The 20,018-nt window shown below is 58.1% G+C and carries 13 protein-coding genes; 5 read left to right on the forward strand and 8 right to left on the reverse strand.

What is annotated here, in order from left to right:
* A partial coding sequence (locus SO156_RS43565; RefSeq protein WP_498539139.1) for an FAD-dependent oxidoreductase occupies positions 1-476 on the reverse strand: 476 nt, incomplete at its 3' end.
* A gap of 79 nt (positions 477-555) precedes the next feature.
* Here SO156_RS43565 and SO156_RS43570 point away from each other — a divergent pair.
* The gene (locus SO156_RS43570; protein ID WP_498539140.1) at positions 556-1,563 is read left to right on the forward strand and encodes a GlxA family transcriptional regulator; all 1,008 of its coding nucleotides are present in this window, start codon (positions 556-558) and stop codon (positions 1,561-1,563) included.
* Between the two features lie 89 nt (positions 1,564-1,652).
* On the forward strand, positions 1,653-1,886 hold the full coding sequence (locus SO156_RS43575; protein ID WP_498539141.1) for a hypothetical protein: 234 nt from the start codon (positions 1,653-1,655) through the stop codon (positions 1,884-1,886).
* Positions 1,887-2,176: 290 nt separating this feature from the next.
* Here SO156_RS43575 and SO156_RS43580 read toward each other — a convergent pair whose 3' ends face one another.
* The 3 genes from SO156_RS43580 to SO156_RS43590 form a co-directional block, all read right to left on the reverse strand.
* Positions 2,177-3,133, reverse strand: coding sequence for an ArdC family protein (locus SO156_RS43580; RefSeq protein ID WP_498539142.1), 957 nt, complete (start codon positions 3,131-3,133; stop codon positions 2,177-2,179).
* A gap of 838 nt (positions 3,134-3,971) precedes the next feature.
* The gene (locus SO156_RS43585) at positions 3,972-5,399 is read right to left on the reverse strand and encodes an MATE family efflux transporter (RefSeq protein WP_498539143.1); all 1,428 of its coding nucleotides are present in this window, start codon (positions 5,397-5,399) and stop codon (positions 3,972-3,974) included.
* A gap of 1,684 nt (positions 5,400-7,083) precedes the next feature.
* Positions 7,084-7,281, reverse strand: coding sequence for a hypothetical protein (locus SO156_RS43590; RefSeq protein WP_449382390.1), 198 nt, complete (start codon positions 7,279-7,281; stop codon positions 7,084-7,086).
* 455 nt (positions 7,282-7,736) lie between these two features.
* Here SO156_RS43590 and SO156_RS43595 point away from each other — a divergent pair, with 455 nt between their 5' ends.
* Together SO156_RS43595 and SO156_RS43600 are read left to right on the forward strand one after the other, a co-directional pair.
* Positions 7,737-8,408 carry a response regulator transcription factor gene (locus tag SO156_RS43595; protein WP_498539144.1) on the forward strand — a complete coding sequence of 224 codons (672 nt, stop codon included), beginning with the start codon at positions 7,737-7,739 and terminating at the stop codon, positions 8,406-8,408.
* Positions 8,409-8,496: 88 nt separating this feature from the next.
* Complete coding sequence (locus SO156_RS43600; protein WP_498539145.1) at positions 8,497-8,889, forward strand: response regulator transcription factor; 393 nt, start codon at positions 8,497-8,499, stop codon at positions 8,887-8,889.
* Positions 8,890-10,817: 1,928 nt separating this feature from the next.
* On the opposite strand, the gene SO156_RS43605 is transcribed toward SO156_RS43600, so the two are convergent.
* Positions 10,818-11,045, reverse strand: coding sequence for a hypothetical protein (locus SO156_RS43605; RefSeq protein WP_498539146.1), 228 nt, complete (start codon positions 11,043-11,045; stop codon positions 10,818-10,820).
* Between the two features lie 167 nt (positions 11,046-11,212).
* Positions 11,213-12,013 carry a hypothetical protein gene (locus SO156_RS43610; RefSeq protein WP_498539147.1) on the reverse strand — a complete coding sequence of 267 codons (801 nt, stop codon included), beginning with the start codon at positions 12,011-12,013 and terminating at the stop codon, positions 11,213-11,215.
* Between the two features lie 1,872 nt (positions 12,014-13,885).
* Between SO156_RS43610 and SO156_RS43615 the strand changes: the two genes are divergently transcribed.
* Positions 13,886-14,818 carry a hypothetical protein gene (locus SO156_RS43615; protein ID WP_498539148.1) on the forward strand — a complete coding sequence of 311 codons (933 nt, stop codon included), beginning with the start codon at positions 13,886-13,888 and terminating at the stop codon, positions 14,816-14,818.
* A 1,595-nt stretch (positions 14,819-16,413) separates the two neighbouring features.
* On the opposite strand, the gene SO156_RS43620 is transcribed toward SO156_RS43615, so the two are convergent.
* On the reverse strand, positions 16,414-17,883 hold the full coding sequence (locus SO156_RS43620; protein WP_498539149.1) for a hypothetical protein: 1,470 nt from the start codon (positions 17,881-17,883) through the stop codon (positions 16,414-16,416).
* Positions 17,880-19,619, reverse strand: coding sequence for a VPA1262 family N-terminal domain-containing protein (locus tag SO156_RS43625; RefSeq protein WP_498539150.1), 1,740 nt, complete (start codon positions 19,617-19,619; stop codon positions 17,880-17,882). The genes SO156_RS43620 and SO156_RS43625 overlap by 4 nt, the downstream gene beginning before the upstream one ends.
* Between the last annotated feature and the right edge of the window lie 399 nt (positions 19,620-20,018).

Below are 20,018 nucleotides of genomic sequence, written 5' to 3' on the forward strand. Positions count from 1 at the left end.
AGGAAGGGCACCATTGCGCGCACCTGTGCGCGATCAAGGAGCTCGGCGTCGACCCCAGCGAGGCGCATCGCGTTGCCGCGGCGAGCGAAGGCGTCACGCTGAGCATCCGAGTGAAAGAGATTGAGCACGCCGCGCTGGCTGACCATCGCATTGTAGTTCAGGTCCTGCTCCAATCCCTCCCAGAGCTTCATGGACAATTCGTAGAAAGGAGTGTTTCCAGGCAGGAGATAGTTTGAACGTATGATCGTCGTGTTGCGACCGACGTTGCCCGAGCCGACATATCCCTTTTCAACCACCGCAACGTTGTTGATGCCGTATCGGCTCGCGAGATAGTGAGCCGTAGCGAGACCATGACCACCGCCCCCGATAATAAGCACGTCGTATTCGGGCTTCGGTGCAGCGTCGCGCCACGCCGGCTGCCAGCCGCTGTGGCCCTTGAAGGTCTGGGCGATCAGGGAGAAGAGGGAATAGCGCATCGGCGGGTCCAAGGATGATGGCAGCGGCAGTAAAAGTCCCGCTTGTCTGATGCAGATTGAACGACATAGTCTCGGCGGCATGACCGTCAGCGACTCACGATTGCCTGAAAGCGACACCCGTCAGCGGCCGACGGCTCAGGTCGGCTTCCTGCTGATCCCCGAATTCGCCATGTTGCCCTATGCGTCAGTCATTGAACCCCTGCGCGCGGCAAATCGTCTGTCGGGGCATCCACTCTATCGCTGGAGCCATATCTCGATTGACGGTGAACCGGCTGCTGCCTCGAACGGCGTGCGCATTGAAACGGAATTTCGCATCGGGACAGACGCGCATTTCGACTACGTCTTCGTCTGCGCTGGCGGCAATCCAGCCCTGTTCAAGCATCCGCCGAGCTTCGCTTGGTTGCGACAACTCGCTCGGCGAGGCGTCAAGATAGGTGGCATATCAGGCGGGCCCTATATTTTGGCGCGTGCGAAAGTTCTCACGGGCTACCGCTTTACCATTCATTGGGAGCATGCACCGGCCTTCGTCGAGGACTACCCCGAACTCGATCTGCGACGTTCGCTTTACGAAATTGACCGTGGTCGACTGACGTCGAGCGGCGGCACCGCTCCGCTTGACATGATGCATGCCGTCATCACTCGTGAACACGGGAGTGAGTTGGCGGTGGCAGTCAGCGAATGGTTCCTACAGACCCATGTTCGCGAAGGGACTGGCCCTCAGCGAATGCCGTTGCGGGAACGCCTGGGTATCGCGCACGCGCCTCTGCTGCGTGTGATCGGCCGCATGGAGCAGACTGTCGAAAATCCGGTGCCGCGGGACGAATTGGCGCGACTTGCCGATGTGTCGCTGCGACACCTCGAGCGACTTTTCAGCCAGCATCTTGGTTGCTCGCTAGGCGAGCACTATCTTGCCTTAAGGCTCGACCGCGCGCGTGATCTCGCCCGGCAAACCAGTCTCTCGGTCCTTGAGATCGCGTTGGCCTGCGGTTTTTCGAGTGCAAGCCATTTTTCTCGCACCTATCGCGCCCGTTTCGGTCGAGCGCCAAGGATCGATCGCGTGCGACAAATGCAGGAACGGCGACGCTGACGTGGCAAAAAGAATGTCGCAGGCAGGCAAAACCTTGACCTCTCTAGCTGGACTCCTCACGCTTTCGGATATTGAGGGCGACGGTTTCGGTGAGACGACTGACCGCCATTGCTCTCGCTTTCAACGCCATCCTGGCCGCCGTACCGTCGATGGCGCAGGATAGTCTCGCCGAAATCAAGAAGAAGGGCGTGCCCGCCGTCGGCCGGGCGCATCCAATCAAACTTCGCCCTCAGGGAGATTGTCAACCGCACAGTGCCTCCGATCATTTACAAAGCATCACGCCTTTCTTACGCCGATGCCACCGTGTCGCATCTCTTGAATGACCAACGCTGGTGGAACATCTATCCTCGACATCGATGAGAGATTCTGGCAGCGGTTCGGCTTGAGCACTTTGCTCAGTTCGGAAGGAGCGCGGTCTCGGCAAGGCGCAGCGGCTCGGCAAACAGCCCGTATCATCGAGAAGACGCCTGGCCTTATTCGCCATGCCTGTCTTCTTGAGATGATCAATGAGCTGCAGCTAGGTTTTGCCGTTCGTTTCCCGAACCGCCTCCAGAACGTGGCCTTGGTCATCCGCCCACCCGTCTCACTCTCCCGCAACGGGGTAAGAAACGGTTCACGCCGCCTCACTCTGCGCCGCCTCCATCGTCTCGCCCGCGACCGCATCCGGCAGAAAACCGAGGATGTAATCGGCCGCCTTGCTGGCCTGGCTTGCGGCACGGACAATCGCCCGATTGTCCTCTCGAAGAACCTCCAGCCACGAGGCGATGTAATCGGCATGCCGTACCGTCGGGACGATGCCGAGCGAGGCGCAGGAAAACGCGGCGGACAGCTCTGCTATCAATTCCTCAAAGGCGTACTTCCTGGTACCAAAAGAGCCGCTAAGATCGCGGTTGAGCCGTGAGGAATGACCGCTTGCATGGCCAAGTTCGTGGAGCGCGGTGCGATGCCAATTGATCGGCTCGAAGTAGGCTTGCGGCGGCGGCACTTGCACATAGTCTTCTGCCGGTACATAGAAGGCGCGATCGCCGCCAATGCGGAATTCAATGCCGGTCGCCTTGATCAGGGCTTCGACAGTTGGCTCGATCAGCCCTCGCGGCGGAGGCGGCGCGGTGGCCACGATTTCTGCAGGCAGGCCGTCGCACTGATCGGTATTGAAGACCGTGAACTGTTTCAGGAACGGGATTGCCTGCGCTTCCTCTCCGGTACTGGCGGCTCGCAGCTTCTCATCCTTCGGGATGAAGCGATCCGCATAGACCACAGTCGTGCCTCGCTCGCCCTTGCGCACATGGCCGCCGAGCGTTAGCGCCTGGCGGAAGGTGAGCCAGCTCTGGCCAGCGAATCCACGCTCGATGACCGCGCCCCAGAGGATCAGGACGTTGATCGCGTGGTACTGCCGGCCAGTCGCGGCGTTCCTCGGCATGACGAGCGGCGCCTTCGCCGCCGCGGTCCCCCAGGGCTGCACCCATGGCACACGACCGGCCTCGAGCTCGGCAATGATCTTGTCGGTGATTTCGTCATAAAGGCCTGTTCGGTCCTGGCCGGTCCCGATCCGAGACTGTCGTCTGGACATCGCTTTTCTCCGAGAACGGGCACCGTCGAGCCTCTCTCGCGGCTATGAACCCGTCACGGCGATCAGGACCTCCCCTCTTCCTCTATGAGGCTGCCGAAGCAAGACGCGGATCTGACCGCGCTGCGACGGCAGGCCAGCCCCTGGCGTCAGATGAATGGTGTAGCTCCAACTCCGCCACGAAATACTCAGGGGTATCGCGGAAGCGGAAGCGCTCGATGCGCGGCGCCTGTATCAAGATGGTAGGCTTAGCAGTGAGTCTGCGCCGCCCTTTGGCCTGGATGCGGGACCGATAGAAGTCCCAAGACGGATCAAATGAGTCCCGCGGGGACGGTCAGCTGAGTGCCGGTGTGGACGCGACGGGATCTGGAAGAGAGCATCTCGGGCGAGTATTCATCGGCAAGGGATCAAAGCGCGCTCGCCGACATCCGTGGCCCACTCAGACAGCGAGTTGCTGACTGCAGGAAAAATGATCGGCGCGGAGCTAGGCGCAGATTCCCCGTGCAGTCACCTGATTGGCGCGTCGAATTTGAGATCGAATAGGATTGAAGCGTGTGAACGATGCCAGTCCAAAACGGATGATGTTGTCGCGACAGCAGCAACATCGTTCGAACCGGAGGGCTCGCCTGGATACGCCTGAGCCAACCGCGTTGGCGGCCCTAAAAGCGCGATGAGATTGGGATGAATCGTCATCGCGCTTTAGGTTATTGTTTGAGCATGATCTACGCGCAAACGCGTTCCGCTGATATCGCGAGGGAAAACCGCTTCACACTTTGCGCTAACGCGGCCCTTCGGGTCCGGATCATGCTCTAGGGAATTCCAGCTCGCCAATAAACCTGACTTACGAGATTGACGGGGATCTCTGGAGGGCAAACCTGCTCGACAGCAGCAGGAAACGCAGAATGAGAAAGCCCGCGTAGACGGTCGTCCCAACTGATAGGCCAATCCAGATACCAATGGCACCCAGCCCGATCTTCAAGCCAAGCACGTAGCTAAGGGTGAATCCGATCGCCCAATTGGCTATGCCGGCGAACAGAAGCGGGACGCGGGTGTCCTTCAATCCGCGCAAACCGCCCGCCGCAATGTGCTGCGCGGAATCACTGATGAAGAAGCTCGCGCCGATCAAAAGCAGATTTGCCGCCAGCTCAGTCGTCGCGCCAGCACCATCAGTCCTCTTGTCCAGAAAAAGACCGGTAATTTCAAAACGCATCGCAACGACTACGGTCGTCAGCATCGCAGCGGCCAGAATGCCGAGCAGTATAGCGATCAGCCCGGCCCTTTTGACGCCGGGAGCGTCGTCGCGGCCGACCGCATGGCCAACGCGCACGGCCGCCGCCGTGCTGATGCCTAACGGAACCACGTACAGCATCAAGTCAACCTGGAATGCGATCTGATGGGCAGTGAGTGCGTTGATGCCAACCAGGCCCGCCAGCAGTCCCGCGGCCGAAAACAATCCGTATTCCAGCAAAACCATGAATGAGATCGGAATCCCGGTCACGATCAACCGTCGCATAAATGGCCAATCGAAATGCCAGACATGTGCAAGTATCTGATAATCACGGAAAGGGCGATGTATTGTGGCAAACCACAAAACGGCAAGGAGCATCGTAAAGTTCACGAAGGTGCTCGCAAGACCGGCTCCGAACAGCCCAAGCGGCGGCAGGCCAAACTTCCCGTAGATCAAGAGATAAGCCATAAGGGCGTTGACGGGGATGGCCCCAAGCGTAATCCACAACACCGGCTGCGGCCGGTGAACCGCGGCCATGAAGTTGCGGAAACCCTGAAACCACAGTGCCGGCACCACGCCCCAGGCTAGTCCGAACAGGTATTGCTGCGCGAGCCGCGCCACATCGCTCGCCTGGCCGAAAGCGACCAGTATTTGCTCTCCGTGTAGCGCAAACGCCATGATCGGGAGCGATAGTAGCAGCGCCGCCCAGAGCCCCATGCGCAGCGTGCATCTGACCGCGGCAAGGTCCTTTGCTCCGAATGCCTGAGCTGCCAGCGGCGCGATCGGGGCCAGCAAACCAATGCCGAGAGTGAAGCCAATGAGGAAGATCGTGGCCCCCAGCGCTGCCGCAGCAAGCGCCTCAGGGCCGATGCGCCCGATGAAGGCAAGATCCGTCGTCATCATCGCGACCTGCCCCAGCTGCGTCAACACCATCGGCCAAGCGAGCTTCGCAACCTCGGCGAACTCGATAGCGAGCTGATGGTATTTCCCTCGTGTCGCCGGTTTACGCTGGAAGGTCGGTTTTTCGACTAGCTTGTCCATAGAAATGACACTGTCCGGTTAGCGTCGTCGCTCCCATCACCTCTGTTTCACAGAGAGGAGGATCCGCGTCCCCGCCCTAAAACTCACGATGGCTACTGAGGCGAGCTGACATCAGCCATTGTTCAGGTCTGTTACAGATGAACCGCGCCAGCGCGATAGATGAGCTCGAGCCCCGCCCACTTCTCGCCGACCACTGAGCGCAGCTCGGTCAGCTCGACCTTCGCACTACCTTTTGCGTCAAGGAGATGCGGCCGGTGGCCGGCATGCCGAATGGTCGATCACCAGCATCGCACGTGGGTATCGGCGCGAACTGGATCCTGGCGTGTGCTCGAACTAGCCGGGAAAATCGGGCACCAGCGCACAGCCGACGGGACCCGTTGAAAGTCCCGATGCCACATTCCACGCGTACTGGTCGCTGATATCCTCGGTCACTGTGAATCCTTGCGTCCTGAACGAGTTCCTATTTTCAAAACTCATGCCAACGCGAAAAACCCTGAATTAGAAGGCGATTTGCTCAAGCGGACGCGTCGTGGCCCTGACAGCATGTCGCAACTCCGACAGTCGGCATCGGGAATGCTTGATCGCGATCTTGCAGTCGTTTGCGGCAAGCCGTTCGGGCGACGCCCGACGCTTCCGGTTTTCTGCATCGACCGCTAAACCGCGATGAGATTAGGATGAATCATCATCGCGCCTTAGGTTGTGGTTTGAGCATGATCTCCGCGCAAAACGCGTTCCGCTGATATCGCGAGGGAAAACCGCTCCACACTTTGCGCTAGCGCGGCCCCTTCGAGCCCGGATCATGCTCCAGGACCTTCTTGGGGCTGCTAAGGACGCTGCATGATGCTCTTTCCGCGAATGGCTTTAAAGCGCCAGCCCTCACGCGTCAGATCTTGCACCGGTTCAGCACCCACCTGTTGAAGACCATTGCCTGAGCGAAAATAGGACAGCGATAGCTTTGGCGGTCTCGATTCTCCACGGCGATCGGCCGGGAGCCTCGCTTTCGCCCTGGCTTCAAAATGGTGGCGCAGATTCCCCATCCGCCTCACTCTGTCCTCGAGCCACCAGGGAAGACGTCGCGCAAGATCGCGGGTCCGCAAAGTTTACGCGCGTGTCTGCAGACATCGAGCAAAAGGCGGAGAATTCAATTTGCTGTCTCGCTAAAGCGCGATGAGATTAGGATGATTATCATCGCGCTTTAGGTCGTTGTTTGAGCACGATCTGCGCGCAAAACGCGTTCCGCTGATGTCGCGAGGGAAAACCCGCTCCACACTAAGGCGGCCCTTCGGGTCCGGATCATGCTTCTAGCCTTCCTTGAAGCGTGGAGCTGCAACGCAGTCAGGAAGCTAAGAGATGTTGGTGTACGGCAAGGTGAGGCGCGGCAAACCACAAGGGAGGCTGTTGCAGGCGCACAAGCCTTGCGTCCCGCCTTGGGCGGGACGCAAGAGCGACGACAATCCCTGAGTTTGCTTAATAAGGGCGCACCCAGGGAGGAGCCCGTGTCAACGCCCGCGCGGAACGCGGCGGGACCTTATTCCCGAACGTCTTCGACGAGGGGCACATCTTTGCTGTGCACTTGTTACGCGCGAGGGATCGAAGCCGCACGGACGAGACGCGATACGCGGCTCGGTTCACAAGAGCCCGGTGCGGCCAGCCGCACGCGCAGCAAAAACCGTAAGCGGAGAAGTTAGGCGCGCGAAAGCTGAACTTCCTCTCTGGCCTTTACCTCGGCATCATAAATTCTGACCTGAAGCATGGGAAAGCGCTGCTTTAGCTCCTTCGCTGCGGACCAGGCCCCGTCTTTGGTGGCAAATTCGGTTTTCAATTGGCCATCCACTTCGAGAGCATAACCGGAGGCGGGAAGTTTTGCAGAGGCTGCGACCATTTCATTCCTTTGGCATGTTGGTCTCATCGACGAGGGCTGCTTAACCTGAGTCGCCCGGCCCTCGCCAGTCGCGTTGGATGACCGGCATCTGTCGCAAAAATAAGGTCGCAAGCGCAAAGCCCGGCGCGCCCAGGTTGCCGATGGGAACAGGGAATTCGTGTCTTCAGGCCCGCTGAGGGGCGCATCTTCGCGCTATTTAAGCCAGAGCAGCGAGATTTGGGCCGCCGCCGCCCGCCGCCCAGTCGGGACCTGCATCGTCCTTTTGCCGTAAACGAATCGCCCATATATTCGAAAAATGGGAGGTTCTGCGTTCGAGCCTGGCCAGATTACGAAATTGGGGAATTCGGCCGCACAGCCAGTTGCCGGCGGCATCGTAGGCGCTTCCTTGCGCTTTCTAACCGGAGATGCGGCGTGACACCTCAGATCATCCTGCTCATGCATCCAGAGGATGCATCATGAGCGAGCTCACGCAATCGATGCAGCCTCGCAGGGGTGCCGATGAAGCCATCGTCCTCGTCGTCGACGACGACATTTCGATGCGCGAGGCTCTCAAAAATCTTTTTGAATCGGTGGGCCTTCGGGTCGAGGCTTTCGGCTCGGCGGCGGAGATTTTGCAGGCCAACCCGCCCGAGGTGCCGAGTTGCCTGGTGCTCGACATCCGTCTACCGGGCTCGAGCGGTCTCGAGCTTCAGTTGGATCTCGCCAAGGCTAACATCCACACACCCATCATCTTCATCACAGGTCACGGCGATATTCCCATGACTGTCCAGGCGATGAAGGGCGGTGCGGTCGACTTCCTGACCAAGCCGGTACGCGACCAGGACCTGCTCGACGCGGTCCAGGCTGCCATCGAACGGGACCGCAAGCGGCGCGATCTCGAGAAAACCGTCTCCGAGCTGCGATCCCGCCTCAAACAACTGACCCCACGCGAGCGCGACATTCTGCCCCTGGTCACATCCGGCCTGTTGAACAAGCAAGTGGCAGGCGAGCTTGGCCTAGCGGAGATTACCGTCAAAATCTATCGCGGGCAGGTCATGCGCAAAATGGGTGCCAAGTCGCTGGCCGAGCTCATAAAAATGGCCGAAGCGCTCGGAATTTCCCGGAGCAAAGGGGACGTACAAACCTAAGTATGATTTCCAACCCTGCGCCGCGCCTTCACATTTCACTGTGCGGCCGCGACCGCGGCAAGCAGTACCCCGATTACGAGCCATCGTCTTGTCAATGCCATCTGTTATCTCGGTCATCGACGATGATCCATCCGTTCGCGCCGCAACGACCAACCTACTGACATCGTGCGGATATAGCGTCCGTACCTTTACCTCCGCTGATGAATTCCTCCGCTCGGCGGAACTGCACGATATGTCCTGCGTGATTACGGATGTCCAGATGCCGTCGATGAACGGACTTGACCTGCTCAGACACATGCGCAGCCTCGGCCATCACATGCCTTTTATCTTTATCACGGCCTTTCCAGATGATGCTGTGCGCGCTCACGCGATCAAGGCCGGCGCGATCGGCTTCTTTGCCAAACCGTTTGGCACGCCAGCGTTCATCGAATGTCTGAAGATTGCGCTGAAAGGATCGGACGGCCCAGGCGATGATGCCTGAGCCGCTGTCGCCCGCTCATGCGTGGTCCTCGTTCACCTCTGAATCAGCGGCTGGCACATATTGCGGCTCGGTGCTGACAAACATTCTCGAATGACCGGGCGGCGATACGGGCGCCCGAGCTTGCACCGGCCGTCCCTCGCTTTGCGGGGATTATGCGACCGTTCGAACTCTAGGCCAGCAGTTGCTTTAACTCGCTGGCACGAGGTTCTCGCTGACGACGATCATGGGGGTAGCTAGCAATCGATCGTGGTGCTCGCTCAAGTCGTAACGATCCAACTTCAGAAAAGCGCCGAGGAAATGAGAAGAATTGAAAACGAAAATTTGGAGTCCAGCATTTCGCACCTGCAAAGATCGCTGTGGGTTACTCCCAACATAACGGCAGCAACGTCCACGCGGTCCGGTATTTCGGGAAGATCCAATCTCGTAAAAGACGGCCAACCCAACCCATTCATTCCCAGGCGATGCCAATGAACAACCGCAGACAACAGCCGCGTCCTGCGAATGCAAGGGGGCGCTTCCTCGCCTTGCCGTCAAGGGGCAAGGCGAGGTCAGCGGTACTGCAGCTTCGGCCCTGCTTAGGCCGCAGGCGCGGGCCCGATTTCTTCAAACGCCCTGGACGGCCGCAGCCGCAACTTCACACCCTGCGGCATGGTCCCAAATCCGCGAGGGGTCAAAGAGCCACGAACTTCTTTTGACTTGGTCTGTTCCTGGCTTGGCGTTGGCGCTTTCTCTCCGTAAGCCCAAGATCCTGTCGTGCTGGTCATGTTCAGCTCCTTCAAATTGGCCTCTTTTGGCCTACTGCTAGGGCGAGCAAGGCCCGTGCCAGCGCACCACGCGCGCATTAAGCGCGTGATGGCGCTTCGCAATTGCTCGCATGGAGCGATCGCATACGCTGTTTTGGATCTCACACTTTGAGTGCCGCTGTCAGACTTCGAACAAAGAACGAGGGGACTGGCGCAGCTGGATCCTTGTCCAACAAGTCCAGGCTAACTTTTGCTCCAATCCAAGATTTTGCGCCGGTCCACGATTTCGTTCCGTCCAAGATCTGCGCTCGGACATCAAACGCAGTCAGCCGCTTCTTTCAAAAATGGGATCTCGATCATCTGACCCGCCTAGTCGCTCTTGACCTGACCATCGTCGACCGATTCTCATCCAACGAGACGAGAACACCGGTCGAGCACAGAAGGAGGTCAGGTGATGCATCATCGACTTTGCAAAGACCATGGGTTGGTCAAGTTGAGCCGGCGGCACTTAAGGGCAGGATCTATCGTGGAATTGCTGATCGATGGTCGATCCGGCAATTTTTATCGCGGCGTCTGCGGCTTCTTGTCCGTTGCTTGCGCTCGTCGCTGTCATCTTGGAGCGGCTTTCAGCGCTGCTAGGCAGAACAAACGGGGCCAGCATGCTGCAACTTGACGCTACGTCCGATACAAGCCTCATCGGGAGCCACTCTGGCATGAAATAGTTGCAGTAGTTGCAGCGTCAGGTCGTCTGCTACATTCAAAGCACATCACTTGCTCCCAGGTGATGTAGGGGCGGACTCGGCGTGACTTCCTGATCCAGGCGTCGGTGCCGCCCCAACCAACTCTCTACGACAGATCGCAGGGAGCGCCGGGAAACCAGGCAGTCGCGGCTGCCTCGTGTTAGCTCCCGGAGGCATTTGGTCATCAGACTGTGGCGAGGCGAGACCGGTGCCTATCGATGATCAGCATTTCCGCAAAGGAATGAAGTTGAGTGGATGAAGCCGGCAAATAGGGCTTTGCGCCACGTGCTAATTTTAGGGTCCGCGTCCCCTTCTCGGTGTTTCGGCCCGAGACCTGAACCTTGGCACGGGACGTGCAAACCCCTTGTTACCGGGATTTTGCACCACCCTCCCGAGCCCCGCGTAACGCCGCCCGCGATCATTTCAAGCCGGCGGCGTTGCTGTTTCACCAGTCGAGAAGCCACAGCGCGAGCGCCGCACACATGAATATACAGCCTGTGACGAGCATTGCGATGAAGAAGCCCTGCGCGCGGTTCATCGCGATTCCTCTTGATTGCCCTTCGCTTTGCGAATGTTCGAAGCGGACAAGTGCCCCAAACCTGGCGAAACGTTTCGTCCGAATTGGAACAGAACGGCTTTCGGCTAAAAGCCGCAGTCTCCGTTCTTTGCCCAACTTCGCTGGCTCCAAATACGGGGGTTTAATGTAGGCCACTACTGCGGCGGCGTCCGCTTGCTGCCGAACGCTTTGCTCCGCCGCTTGAGCGAACCGCCGTCATCGACGACATCAACATCAAGGCGTTGTGTTAGCTACCACGCCGCCGCTCTAAATTGTCAGTAACCTCACCAGCTCTTCTTGAATTCCGCCTTCAAGCGCATGTTCGTTGTGCCCTGTGCGGTCTCGCCGATCGCGCTGGAGATGGTTACACCATTGAACAGCTTCTGCTCGGCGCCGAACGTGCGCAGCCATTTGTCGTCCACGGTCGACATGGTCTGGCCGACGACAAAGCTTGTGCCGATCCCGGTGATTGTGACTTTGGCCGATTGATGAGTCTCGTAGTTGCGCATCTCCTGTCCGGCGCCCCCGAAGAGCGGCATCTTTCCCTGCTGAATCATGTTGTAGTCGACGTCCACGGCCAGGGCATAATCGTTCGATAGCGGCAGCGATTTGGTGAGCAAGGCTTGGATGTTGCTATTCTCCGTGCCCGGATCGAGGCGCGCTTTAACGACGGTTTTGTCCCAGATGACGCCTGCACCGGGCGCGGTTGCTACAGCCCAGGCGCTGCCGGAGGATTGGGGCACGCTGCCACCATGAGCCGCCTTCTCCGCCAGCAATTCCAACATGGTGGCGGGCTCGCGCGCCACCGTCATGTCGCTGCCGATCCAACTATCCCAGAACGGCGAGATCGACTGCTTGACGGCCACGGCGGAGGAGCCGTTCGATTGCGTGCTGGATGACCAGTTCATACCGTCGCTGGGGGACTCAGCTTGCGCGAGCTGCGGCGGCGCGGCAAATATAGACGCAAAAACGAACGTAGTCGCATGGAGCGCCTGCTTGGCGCAGTCAAATCCTGGCTTGGATTCTCCAATCCTGCCCGCAACAGATTCCGCGGCAAAATGAGTAGCGAGAAAGGACTTTGTCATTGCGAAGGTCCCGCGGACGATGTTCTCGCATTTTGTTTACAACCTGACGCCACGCTCGATTCAAGCCCCTTCGCGTGAGCGTCTTAGGCGACGACCGAAGATCGCATTCGTAGATCGTAAGAGACGGCAGCTGCGTCCTCAGAGAAGCTAATCATCCAGGTTTGATAGAGCTCGCCGCCTGCAAGATGGTCGGGCTTGCCCCGCAAATGAGAGTTGCCGCTCCCCAGCACAGATTGCCGGTGAAGCTCTGCGCCCCCCGCGTGTCCCAGCCATCCACCTCTTTCATAATGCGGCCGGTTATTATGGGTCTTCCAGACACGCCGACGACGTTCCCGACAAGCGCGCAGTGCGGATCCAAACCTTTCTGCCGCCTTGGTAACTCATATGGACGTAGAGGGCTTGTCCGTTGCTCGCGATTTCGCAACTTGCAGATCGGCGAGATGAGCGAAAAGCACAGTGTGCTTGCACTGTCGGTTGAACAGCGCTGCCTGACGACGCAAATCATGACAGGGCAGCATAAGGACAGGTGAGAATTGGAATGGCTGACTGAGATACCGCAATTTGCGAAAAGCAGGTGTCGTACGGACAAATGTGCTAAGCGCGGGCCTGTTTGTTTGGATGCTCCTCTTGGGACTTTCGACCAATTTCAAGCTCGCCGGACCTGCACAACCTCCCGGCTTTTCAGTTCGGCACAGAGCTTGCTTCTGTGCACAACAACATCGCCGAGCCGTCGCGGTGATGGAGGGGCGGACCCGGCGCCGCCATGAACGGCGTCGCGTTCGCCCCGCTCTGTCTTAATCGGGGCCAGGCAAGCCTGATACCGGACCGAGCATTTTGAGACCGCTTCAGTCGCGTTCGGCTCATAGTGGTGTCGCATTTCTCGGAGAGACTAACAACACAAGGCGAAAACATGTTGTTCTTAGTTATTGGAAAGACGCTCTGTAGTAGGCGTAATGAGTTCATGGCCAATTGTTCGCAATGACTGGCTATCCCATCAACCGACAGATCATCCCGATCATAGTGATTGCGGTCTCCGTGTGGCTATTCACGGAGCCAGGCCGGCTAGCGAGTGGACCTCGACCCGCACAGGCCAGCGCTCCGTCGAGCGAGATCCTCGCCGATCCGGCCGCCCCTGATGACGTGGATGCGGATCATAAGTCAGTTGACGCTCGCTCATGCCGAGCGGGCATTGTCGCGTCAGAAGCTCCCAGCTAAGCGTTGTCAAGCCTGGCGCGAACTACGCAGACGTCGTTCACGTATTCGGTTGCGCGGGCACTCTCACATCAAGCGAGATTGTGGAAGGCGCCAAGTTCCAGCTATTTGCATGGAACGACGGGCGGATTTTGGCGCTGTTCGTCGACGGGAGGCTGTTGCTCGCATCGCGGTCTGCCCCGTCATAAGGCATCTTTGATTCTTGTAGCCTTGCTACGCGCGCATTTGCATTTACGAGAATGGCGAAGCAGAGAAGTGAAAGAGCGGCCGGCCGCTTCTAAAGCTCGCTCCGAGCGGAATTGTTCGCCGCGTAGCTAGTCCGCAGGTTAAACATTGGATCGGCCAGCGCCGTGACGATCGACGCGCTACGTCGTTTGTTAGGTTCGAGACATTTCTGACAGACGGCGGCCGGCGCAAGGTTCAGCCTCAAACATGTCTGTAGCCCATGCCAGTTAGAAGCGGCGATTTGCCTTCGGCATGCTGCTTGCTTTGTCGTAACCAGCATCACCGTCCTCCCAGCCACCCGGTGATCTAGGGCGGACCCGAGGCTTTGAGCTCATCGCTGAGGGGCCGCCCGCTCTGTGATGCATGCTGGTTGCCGCGTCTCGAAACGTCATGCTCACGGCTTCCGGCGCGAGGCGCCGAGCCGGAAATTCGTGGTTGCGACAGAACAAGTGTGTCCATGCGCAAGCGGAGGACGTCGGGGAGGCGCAGACTTCGCTCGGTCTGAATAATTCATTGGAACTCATGGCCACCGAAGAATCAGCACTGGCAAATTTCCAACTGCAAATGGGCGACGCGCCGAACGCGCTCGCCGTCAGTCACGATCCAGGTTCCGACGCCCTGGTATTGGTCGAGGCAGCGGCTGAGTATCGCTGCGCAATATCAATCCTCAAGGAGGCATTCACTTTAACGGACTTAGAAGCGGACGATAGCCTCAACGAGCTCTTTCACACACCTCGCATCGCGCGCTATTTCCTGCTCGTTCTTGGGCATCACGTCATCGGGGCTGGTTTGGTTCGGCTAAACCCTATGATCCCACAGTCGATATACGTTCCATACATTGCTATCCGCGCGACCGACCGTGGAAGACTATCTACGCGGAGGATGAAGCAACTGTTCGCCAGGTTTACGCGGGAGATGGGCGCCCGCAGAATTCTGGTTGAGGTCGAAAGACCGCCTGGCATGCTACTCGATGATCACTATCGGAAAGTACGCCTGCAAAATTCGGCTATGAGAATACGTTTGCTGCATCGCGTCTTAGGCACGACCTTTATTGACGATCCGGAACGGGCAATCGCGTATGCACGGCCTGCTTCCGATGATCCCCAGAAGGTGAGAACCTCTCTTCTGCTGGGCTTCGTGCCTCTCGCGACAGAACCGGCAAACTTCTTCAATCCCGAGCGTACCGCGATAACAATTGACAGCTATCGGCAACTCTATGTGGAACTTATGCAGCTGGATTACGGCACCGAAACACTTATACCGACACCGAGTCAGCTGGCCGCAAGATACCCTGCAATTCGCGATTTCTTGAATCGGACGGACGCTTGTCGCAGAGAGCGCTGTTGGGTATCGCTTCGTCCCTCCTGATTGTCTAATCACCGTTGGCCGCAAAGAGTTGAGCGTGGCGGCTCCGACGCCATCCCTCCTCAAGTGCTCGCGACCACCGTTTGTCCGATCTGCGAGAGCAATCCTGTAGGCGCCCGAACACACCGCCCGCAAGCGCGAACTAATGCGGATCATCACCGCTGTCCATCGGACAGTACCACGAACGCCGTGTTCAGCATTGCGGCGTCGAGCGACCCACCGACCCGCATCCGACCTCGGCCGCAAACTCGATCGCAACCTGCGAGCAGACGATCGACACACTCCCCGAGCCCGATTGGGGATGCAATGAAGGGGCGCCTCAAACAGAGCGAGTACGACGCGAGTGGGTCCCGTCGAATGCAACAGATTGTCCCGCCACTCGGAATGCGTACCGATCCGCTCTAGCTTCTCGACCAATGGCCTCGATAACCAAACCGGTCTGACATCTCTGAAAAGCAGTCCAAAATGGGTTCAGTATTCACGCACTATCCCAACCTTGACCACCTTGAAACTTCCGGGAGTCGGCCGGCTCTTTCCGAAGTGAAAATGTAAGAGGGAAGGTCTTTTCAAGAAGAGCGTGAAGTGCAGCCTGCTCCCCTGCAAGGCGGCTTTCGATGGACTGGCGTTCCGCCTGCGATAGGCTTGTCCCTAAGAGTCGTCGACACCGGTGTATGTTGTTGCGGTGAGCGCGAATTCGCGCGAAGTCTTCATCGAGCATCGTCGTCACTCCGGAAGACTCCTCTTTGATTTCAATTAGCGGCAAGAGATCTCGCAGTTCACCACTTTGCACCCGTCAAGCACGCACACCGCTCAGGCGAACGTGTGGTGCATGCCGTATCAATTTCGCCTACCTTTTGAAATTGAGTCTGCTTTTTCCAAATCGTTTTCCCCACCAGAGTGGTGTGCCGGATCCCGCTCACACGGGTTAGATTTTGTTCCTATACGTAGCGGTGTCTGATATTGATTATCTGCGATGGCCTGCCTGGACTCGCATGAATCCTGCATCTGAGTTGCCATTTTCGCAGTATAAGTGTATTGGCACCAGAGCGATCCTTTACCTGATAGGCGATGGAAGAATCCGGCTCAGCAACGACCACACATTGGTCGCTCCTTGCAATAGAGACTTTAGCTCGGAGAGCCGCACCGACCGAGTTCGGGAATGCGTCGACGAGCGTCCACGCCGGCTCATGGTCCGTCGTCGTCAGCGGACCATCGGCAAGACGCTTTTCAACTTGAAGTGATGGAATGCCGCAATGCCTTCAGAAGGGCTGATGCTTCATCGATCTTCTTGAGAATGTCCGGATCGTTCTTCATGTCGGCCAAGGCTGTCCAGGGAAGCGGCGGCGCTTAGTTTTGCTGTTGAGAACAGGCAGCTTCTTCCGTTTCTCGACGACGACTCCCGGCACCTCGTGCATCATGGCAACGAGGTCTTCCAACATGTCTCCCTTTCGCTTGGCAGTCATTCGTTTCCAACCGCAGCGTACCGCGCGCTATTCTCGTTTCTGCTCTTAGCAGTTTCATAGCGTGCTGTCACAGGGAAGAGAATAGGCGCAGGTGATAAGGATTCAAGCTGCTTCTGAACGGACAAGGCCTGCTCTCTATGCTGGCTGAATAGCACCGTACATGAGGGCGAGATAGGGGTTCTGGAGGTCACCAGGCACGTACAATGTCGTCTCCGGCAACCAGTTGCCGCCGGTCTGGGCCACCTGCGACGCATGAGCATAAGGCTGGAGTTCGGACAGCAAGCGATTGTACTCGTGAACGATGTCTGAAATGCTCTCGTGCCATTGATCCTCGAGAACGGAGATCCGCTGGGTTATCGACGCAATTTCTCGATCTCGCGCATCTTGCGTCATGCATTCCAGCGCATAGCCGACGACAGCATAGTCGATATCCGACCGCAGTATCGCGATGCGCCGCCCGTCGTCGCTGAACCTCCAGGCACGCCAACGTTCAAACGCTAGCCCCCAAAGAACGGACCGCCGCTCTCGGGAAGCATCCGCACAAAACGCTCGCAGGCAAGTGGAGACGGACTGGCTCATCGGATTCAACTGCACCGGTCTGCTCCACAGGGGAATTGCGCCGACATACCCCTCAAGGGCGGCGGACGGCACGTGGACCAACGACCTGCCGAGAGCCTCCTGCAAATCTGGCTGCTCGACCAACGCCAACATCCACCCATCCCAACACAATCGATTTTGTGAGACGTTGATGAGGAGCTCGGTTAGCAGAGCGCTTTCGTTTTTTCTCGGCGTTCGTCGCGACTGTCTTTGATCCGTGAAGGATCGATGGACGGCAGCAAATTGGAAGCGCGAGTTTTCGCTCTCCAAAGCTAAACGAAGGCACTGCTCAGCGGTAAACACCTGCGCAAGAATAAACGCGAGGGGCGTTTTCTGAATCTTGTTTAGACACGCGATAAGCTGTTGCGGCGCGTGACGAAGCAAAACGCGCATCGTCTGCGCTTGCACGGCATTTGGGACCAGCGGCGGAAACCTCCGCCAACCAGCGATGATGCCGGCCCAATCACCTTCGGCGTCCGCCTTCAAGAAGGCTTGGACGATTTCGGTTTCCCGGATCGGCGGCGGCCGACCACCGGTATTGATGATAGTGACATCAATGGATGCAGCGATCCGGCTCAATTGATTGATGAGATCGCTGTTCGCACCGATGTCTTCGGGTAGCAATTCCCAAAGCGCGTGTCCGGAATCGCAGACCTGGGCGACGACGATCATGGCGGTCAGCCGCGCAAGCTTCGAATCCGGCGCCCCATGCCATGTGCGCATTTCGCCGATTAGCCAGCGCATTAAAGACGCATGTCGCGTCAGATCGGCAGAGACATCAACGGCCTGCTCGGGCGACCAAGGCGGCCGGAAGCTCGACCAGAGAAAATTGAACTGCTCGTGAAAGGTATGGAAGAGCTGAGCCGCGTGATCAGGATCCTCAAGGGCGCAAAGTGGCTGTTCGAAGCTATCGATAAAGGCAATGAGCTTGTCAGGCGCAAGGACCTCACCGTCCATCGCCGCGAGGCTGATTGCCTTGGCGAGAAGCCTATTGCCGGGATTGCTCACGGCTTCTTCCACACGAGATGTTCGGGCTGATCGAGCTGACGCCAAAGATCTTCAAACGCGTCAGAGATCAACTGGCCATCCTCGACTTTCTGGAGAATGTGATGCTGTTTGCCGATCCGATTCACGGACGTTCCAAGCGACCATGCCTGAGCGCCAGTGCCGGTTGCCGGAAAAATCAAGAACCGATCATGGAAAGACCAGCCCGCCATGCCGATCCGCGCGCGAAATTCCAGACGAAGGCCACTCCAGTTTGACTTTATTTCGCTGAAGAAGGCGCGTTGCTGCTCAATGAACCGTGTCTTTGATTTCGACACCGAGGGCTGATCAGCCTCGAAGCCTTGCGCATCGGAAAGGGCGCGCAGATCCGCATCGGCATATGAGCAATGGAACAAGGTCTTGACGATATCCTCAGCGCTTAAGTAAGGGTCCCAGACCCGCGCAGCTTCGCGTCCATGTTGGCGAAGAAGGAATTTCACATCTTCGATGGCCTCGTCGTGGGACGCTTGTTGCTGGCCTTGCCGAGGAAGGTATTGCTTGAAAGCACGGCTTTGCCGCAATCGACTTGCCTCCTCCCGATACATGCGAGACTGTTGCCATTCGCGAACGGGACTGGCGGAGGTGTCGCCGACGACATTCTTGATCGGTTTGGGGTTCACACCAACGCGATAGTCGTCAAAGCCGCCCTTCGCGTTTGGGACAGAAAAAACGCGGGGTTCGCCTCCGACAACGTGCATGGCGAATTCGATAGAACGGATGAAACTCATTTCGCCGCTAGCTGCCAGCAGAAGGCCGTTTGGCTCGTCCCACAAGACCGCCCGACGAAGCCCTTCTCCGTCTTGCATAGGCAACAGCGCCTGCGACCCATCAAGGTTTCGGGAATTGAAGCCTGATATCGCGCCGTCATGCTCCATCTCGCACGTCACGCGAAGCGTGCGCGCCTGCGCGTTAGGATGCCAAGCGACTTCAACGATCAGCTCGCCCGTCTCCCGCATCTCTCCGAATTTCGATTTGATAACGGCAATCGGCAATTGAATCAGGATATTGCCGAGGCGATCGGACAGGCCGGCCAGCCCAATGGGTACGTATTTGCGTACCGCCTCCGACAATTCCTGCAGGGCCGGCGGATCGTCGAACAAGGCCTTCACTCGAGACTTGGTCGTATCGACCCATTCGAACACATGCGAGCCGGACCAAAAGTTGTTTTTGAGGACTCGATTAACGGCGGCAACGCTCCCGACGTTATCGGCCGGCACGAACTGCGGTGGGACGGGCATTAACCCGGCGACGCTGAGCGCTTCTCCTGAAGTCTGCCAGGTGCCGCTCGAGCAAAGATCGTCGAGCGAGGGGACCAACTCGGCAATCGGTTTTAGATAACGCTTGATGCCAAATGACCATCCCTTGAGCGATCGCGGCGCGAAGGGCTTGGGAGTGAGGTATCTCGGCTGCTCCTGGGTATCCGGCAGTCTCTCTTCGGCGACCAGGATCGTGAAGATGTTGATGGGCTGTGCATGGCCGGGGCAAGAGGCAAAAATCTCGGTCACTTCGAAATGGGTATAGAATCCGAGAATCCCGGGCTCGATCCAACTGGCGATTTTATTTTTGGCAATGTCGGAATTCCAACTGCGCGGGAGCATGGGCGAAATGTCAGATGAGAGCCGATGACGGGCGGCGTTAAACCCAATCTCAAGATAGAATATTAAAGGAACAACCTCAACGTTCGATGTTGCGATCCACATGCCCGGAGGTCGGCGAATACATGAGGCCATCTCGCCCACACGATTCGCTACCCGCGCTCGTGTTGTGGCTTACTCGCCTGAGGCTTTGCGATCGCGGCGAACAGGTCACCCCTGATGCTGCGCTATTGGCCAGTCCAAAGACCCGGTGACTGAGAACCTCCTCCTTTCCGCCTCTTCGGATAATTCGTCAGTCTCGACTGTCATTTGATGCCGGGCTGGTGGAGTTACATTCTTTTATCCGTTGGCGCAGATTGTCACGCGGGCACCATTTGTCCAGCTGGTTCGGCCGTATTTGTGGCGCAAGCGTAGCGAGATACCTTGCGCAAATCTGCGGGCGGCACGCGCCGGGCGCGATGCCAGCGCGCTTCAGATATCGTCGTCGGGCGGTGTTTGCCCTGC

It is taken from the genome of Bradyrhizobium sp. UFLA05-125, assembly GCF_059803515.1.

Excerpts from the sequence above, each read along its gene's own strand:
- SO156_RS43570 (WP_498539140.1), top strand. The coding sequence starts at position 556 with ATGACCGTCAGCGACTCACGATTGCCTGAAAGCGACACCCGTCAGCGG.
- SO156_RS43580 (WP_498539142.1), bottom strand. The coding sequence starts at position 3,133 with ATGTCCAGACGACAGTCTCGGATCGGGACCGGCCAGGACCGAACAGGC.
- SO156_RS43585 (WP_498539143.1), bottom strand. The coding sequence starts at position 5,399 with ATGGACAAGCTAGTCGAAAAACCGACCTTCCAGCGTAAACCGGCGACA.
- SO156_RS43590 (WP_449382390.1), bottom strand. The coding sequence starts at position 7,281 with ATGGTCGCAGCCTCTGCAAAACTTCCCGCCTCCGGTTATGCTCTCGAA.
- SO156_RS43595 (WP_498539144.1), top strand. The coding sequence starts at position 7,737 with ATGAGCGAGCTCACGCAATCGATGCAGCCTCGCAGGGGTGCCGATGAA.
- SO156_RS43610 (WP_498539147.1), bottom strand. The coding sequence starts at position 12,013 with ATGACAAAGTCCTTTCTCGCTACTCATTTTGCCGCGGAATCTGTTGCG.
- SO156_RS43625 (WP_498539150.1), bottom strand. The coding sequence starts at position 19,619 with ATGTGGATCGCAACATCGAACGTTGAGGTTGTTCCTTTAATATTCTAT.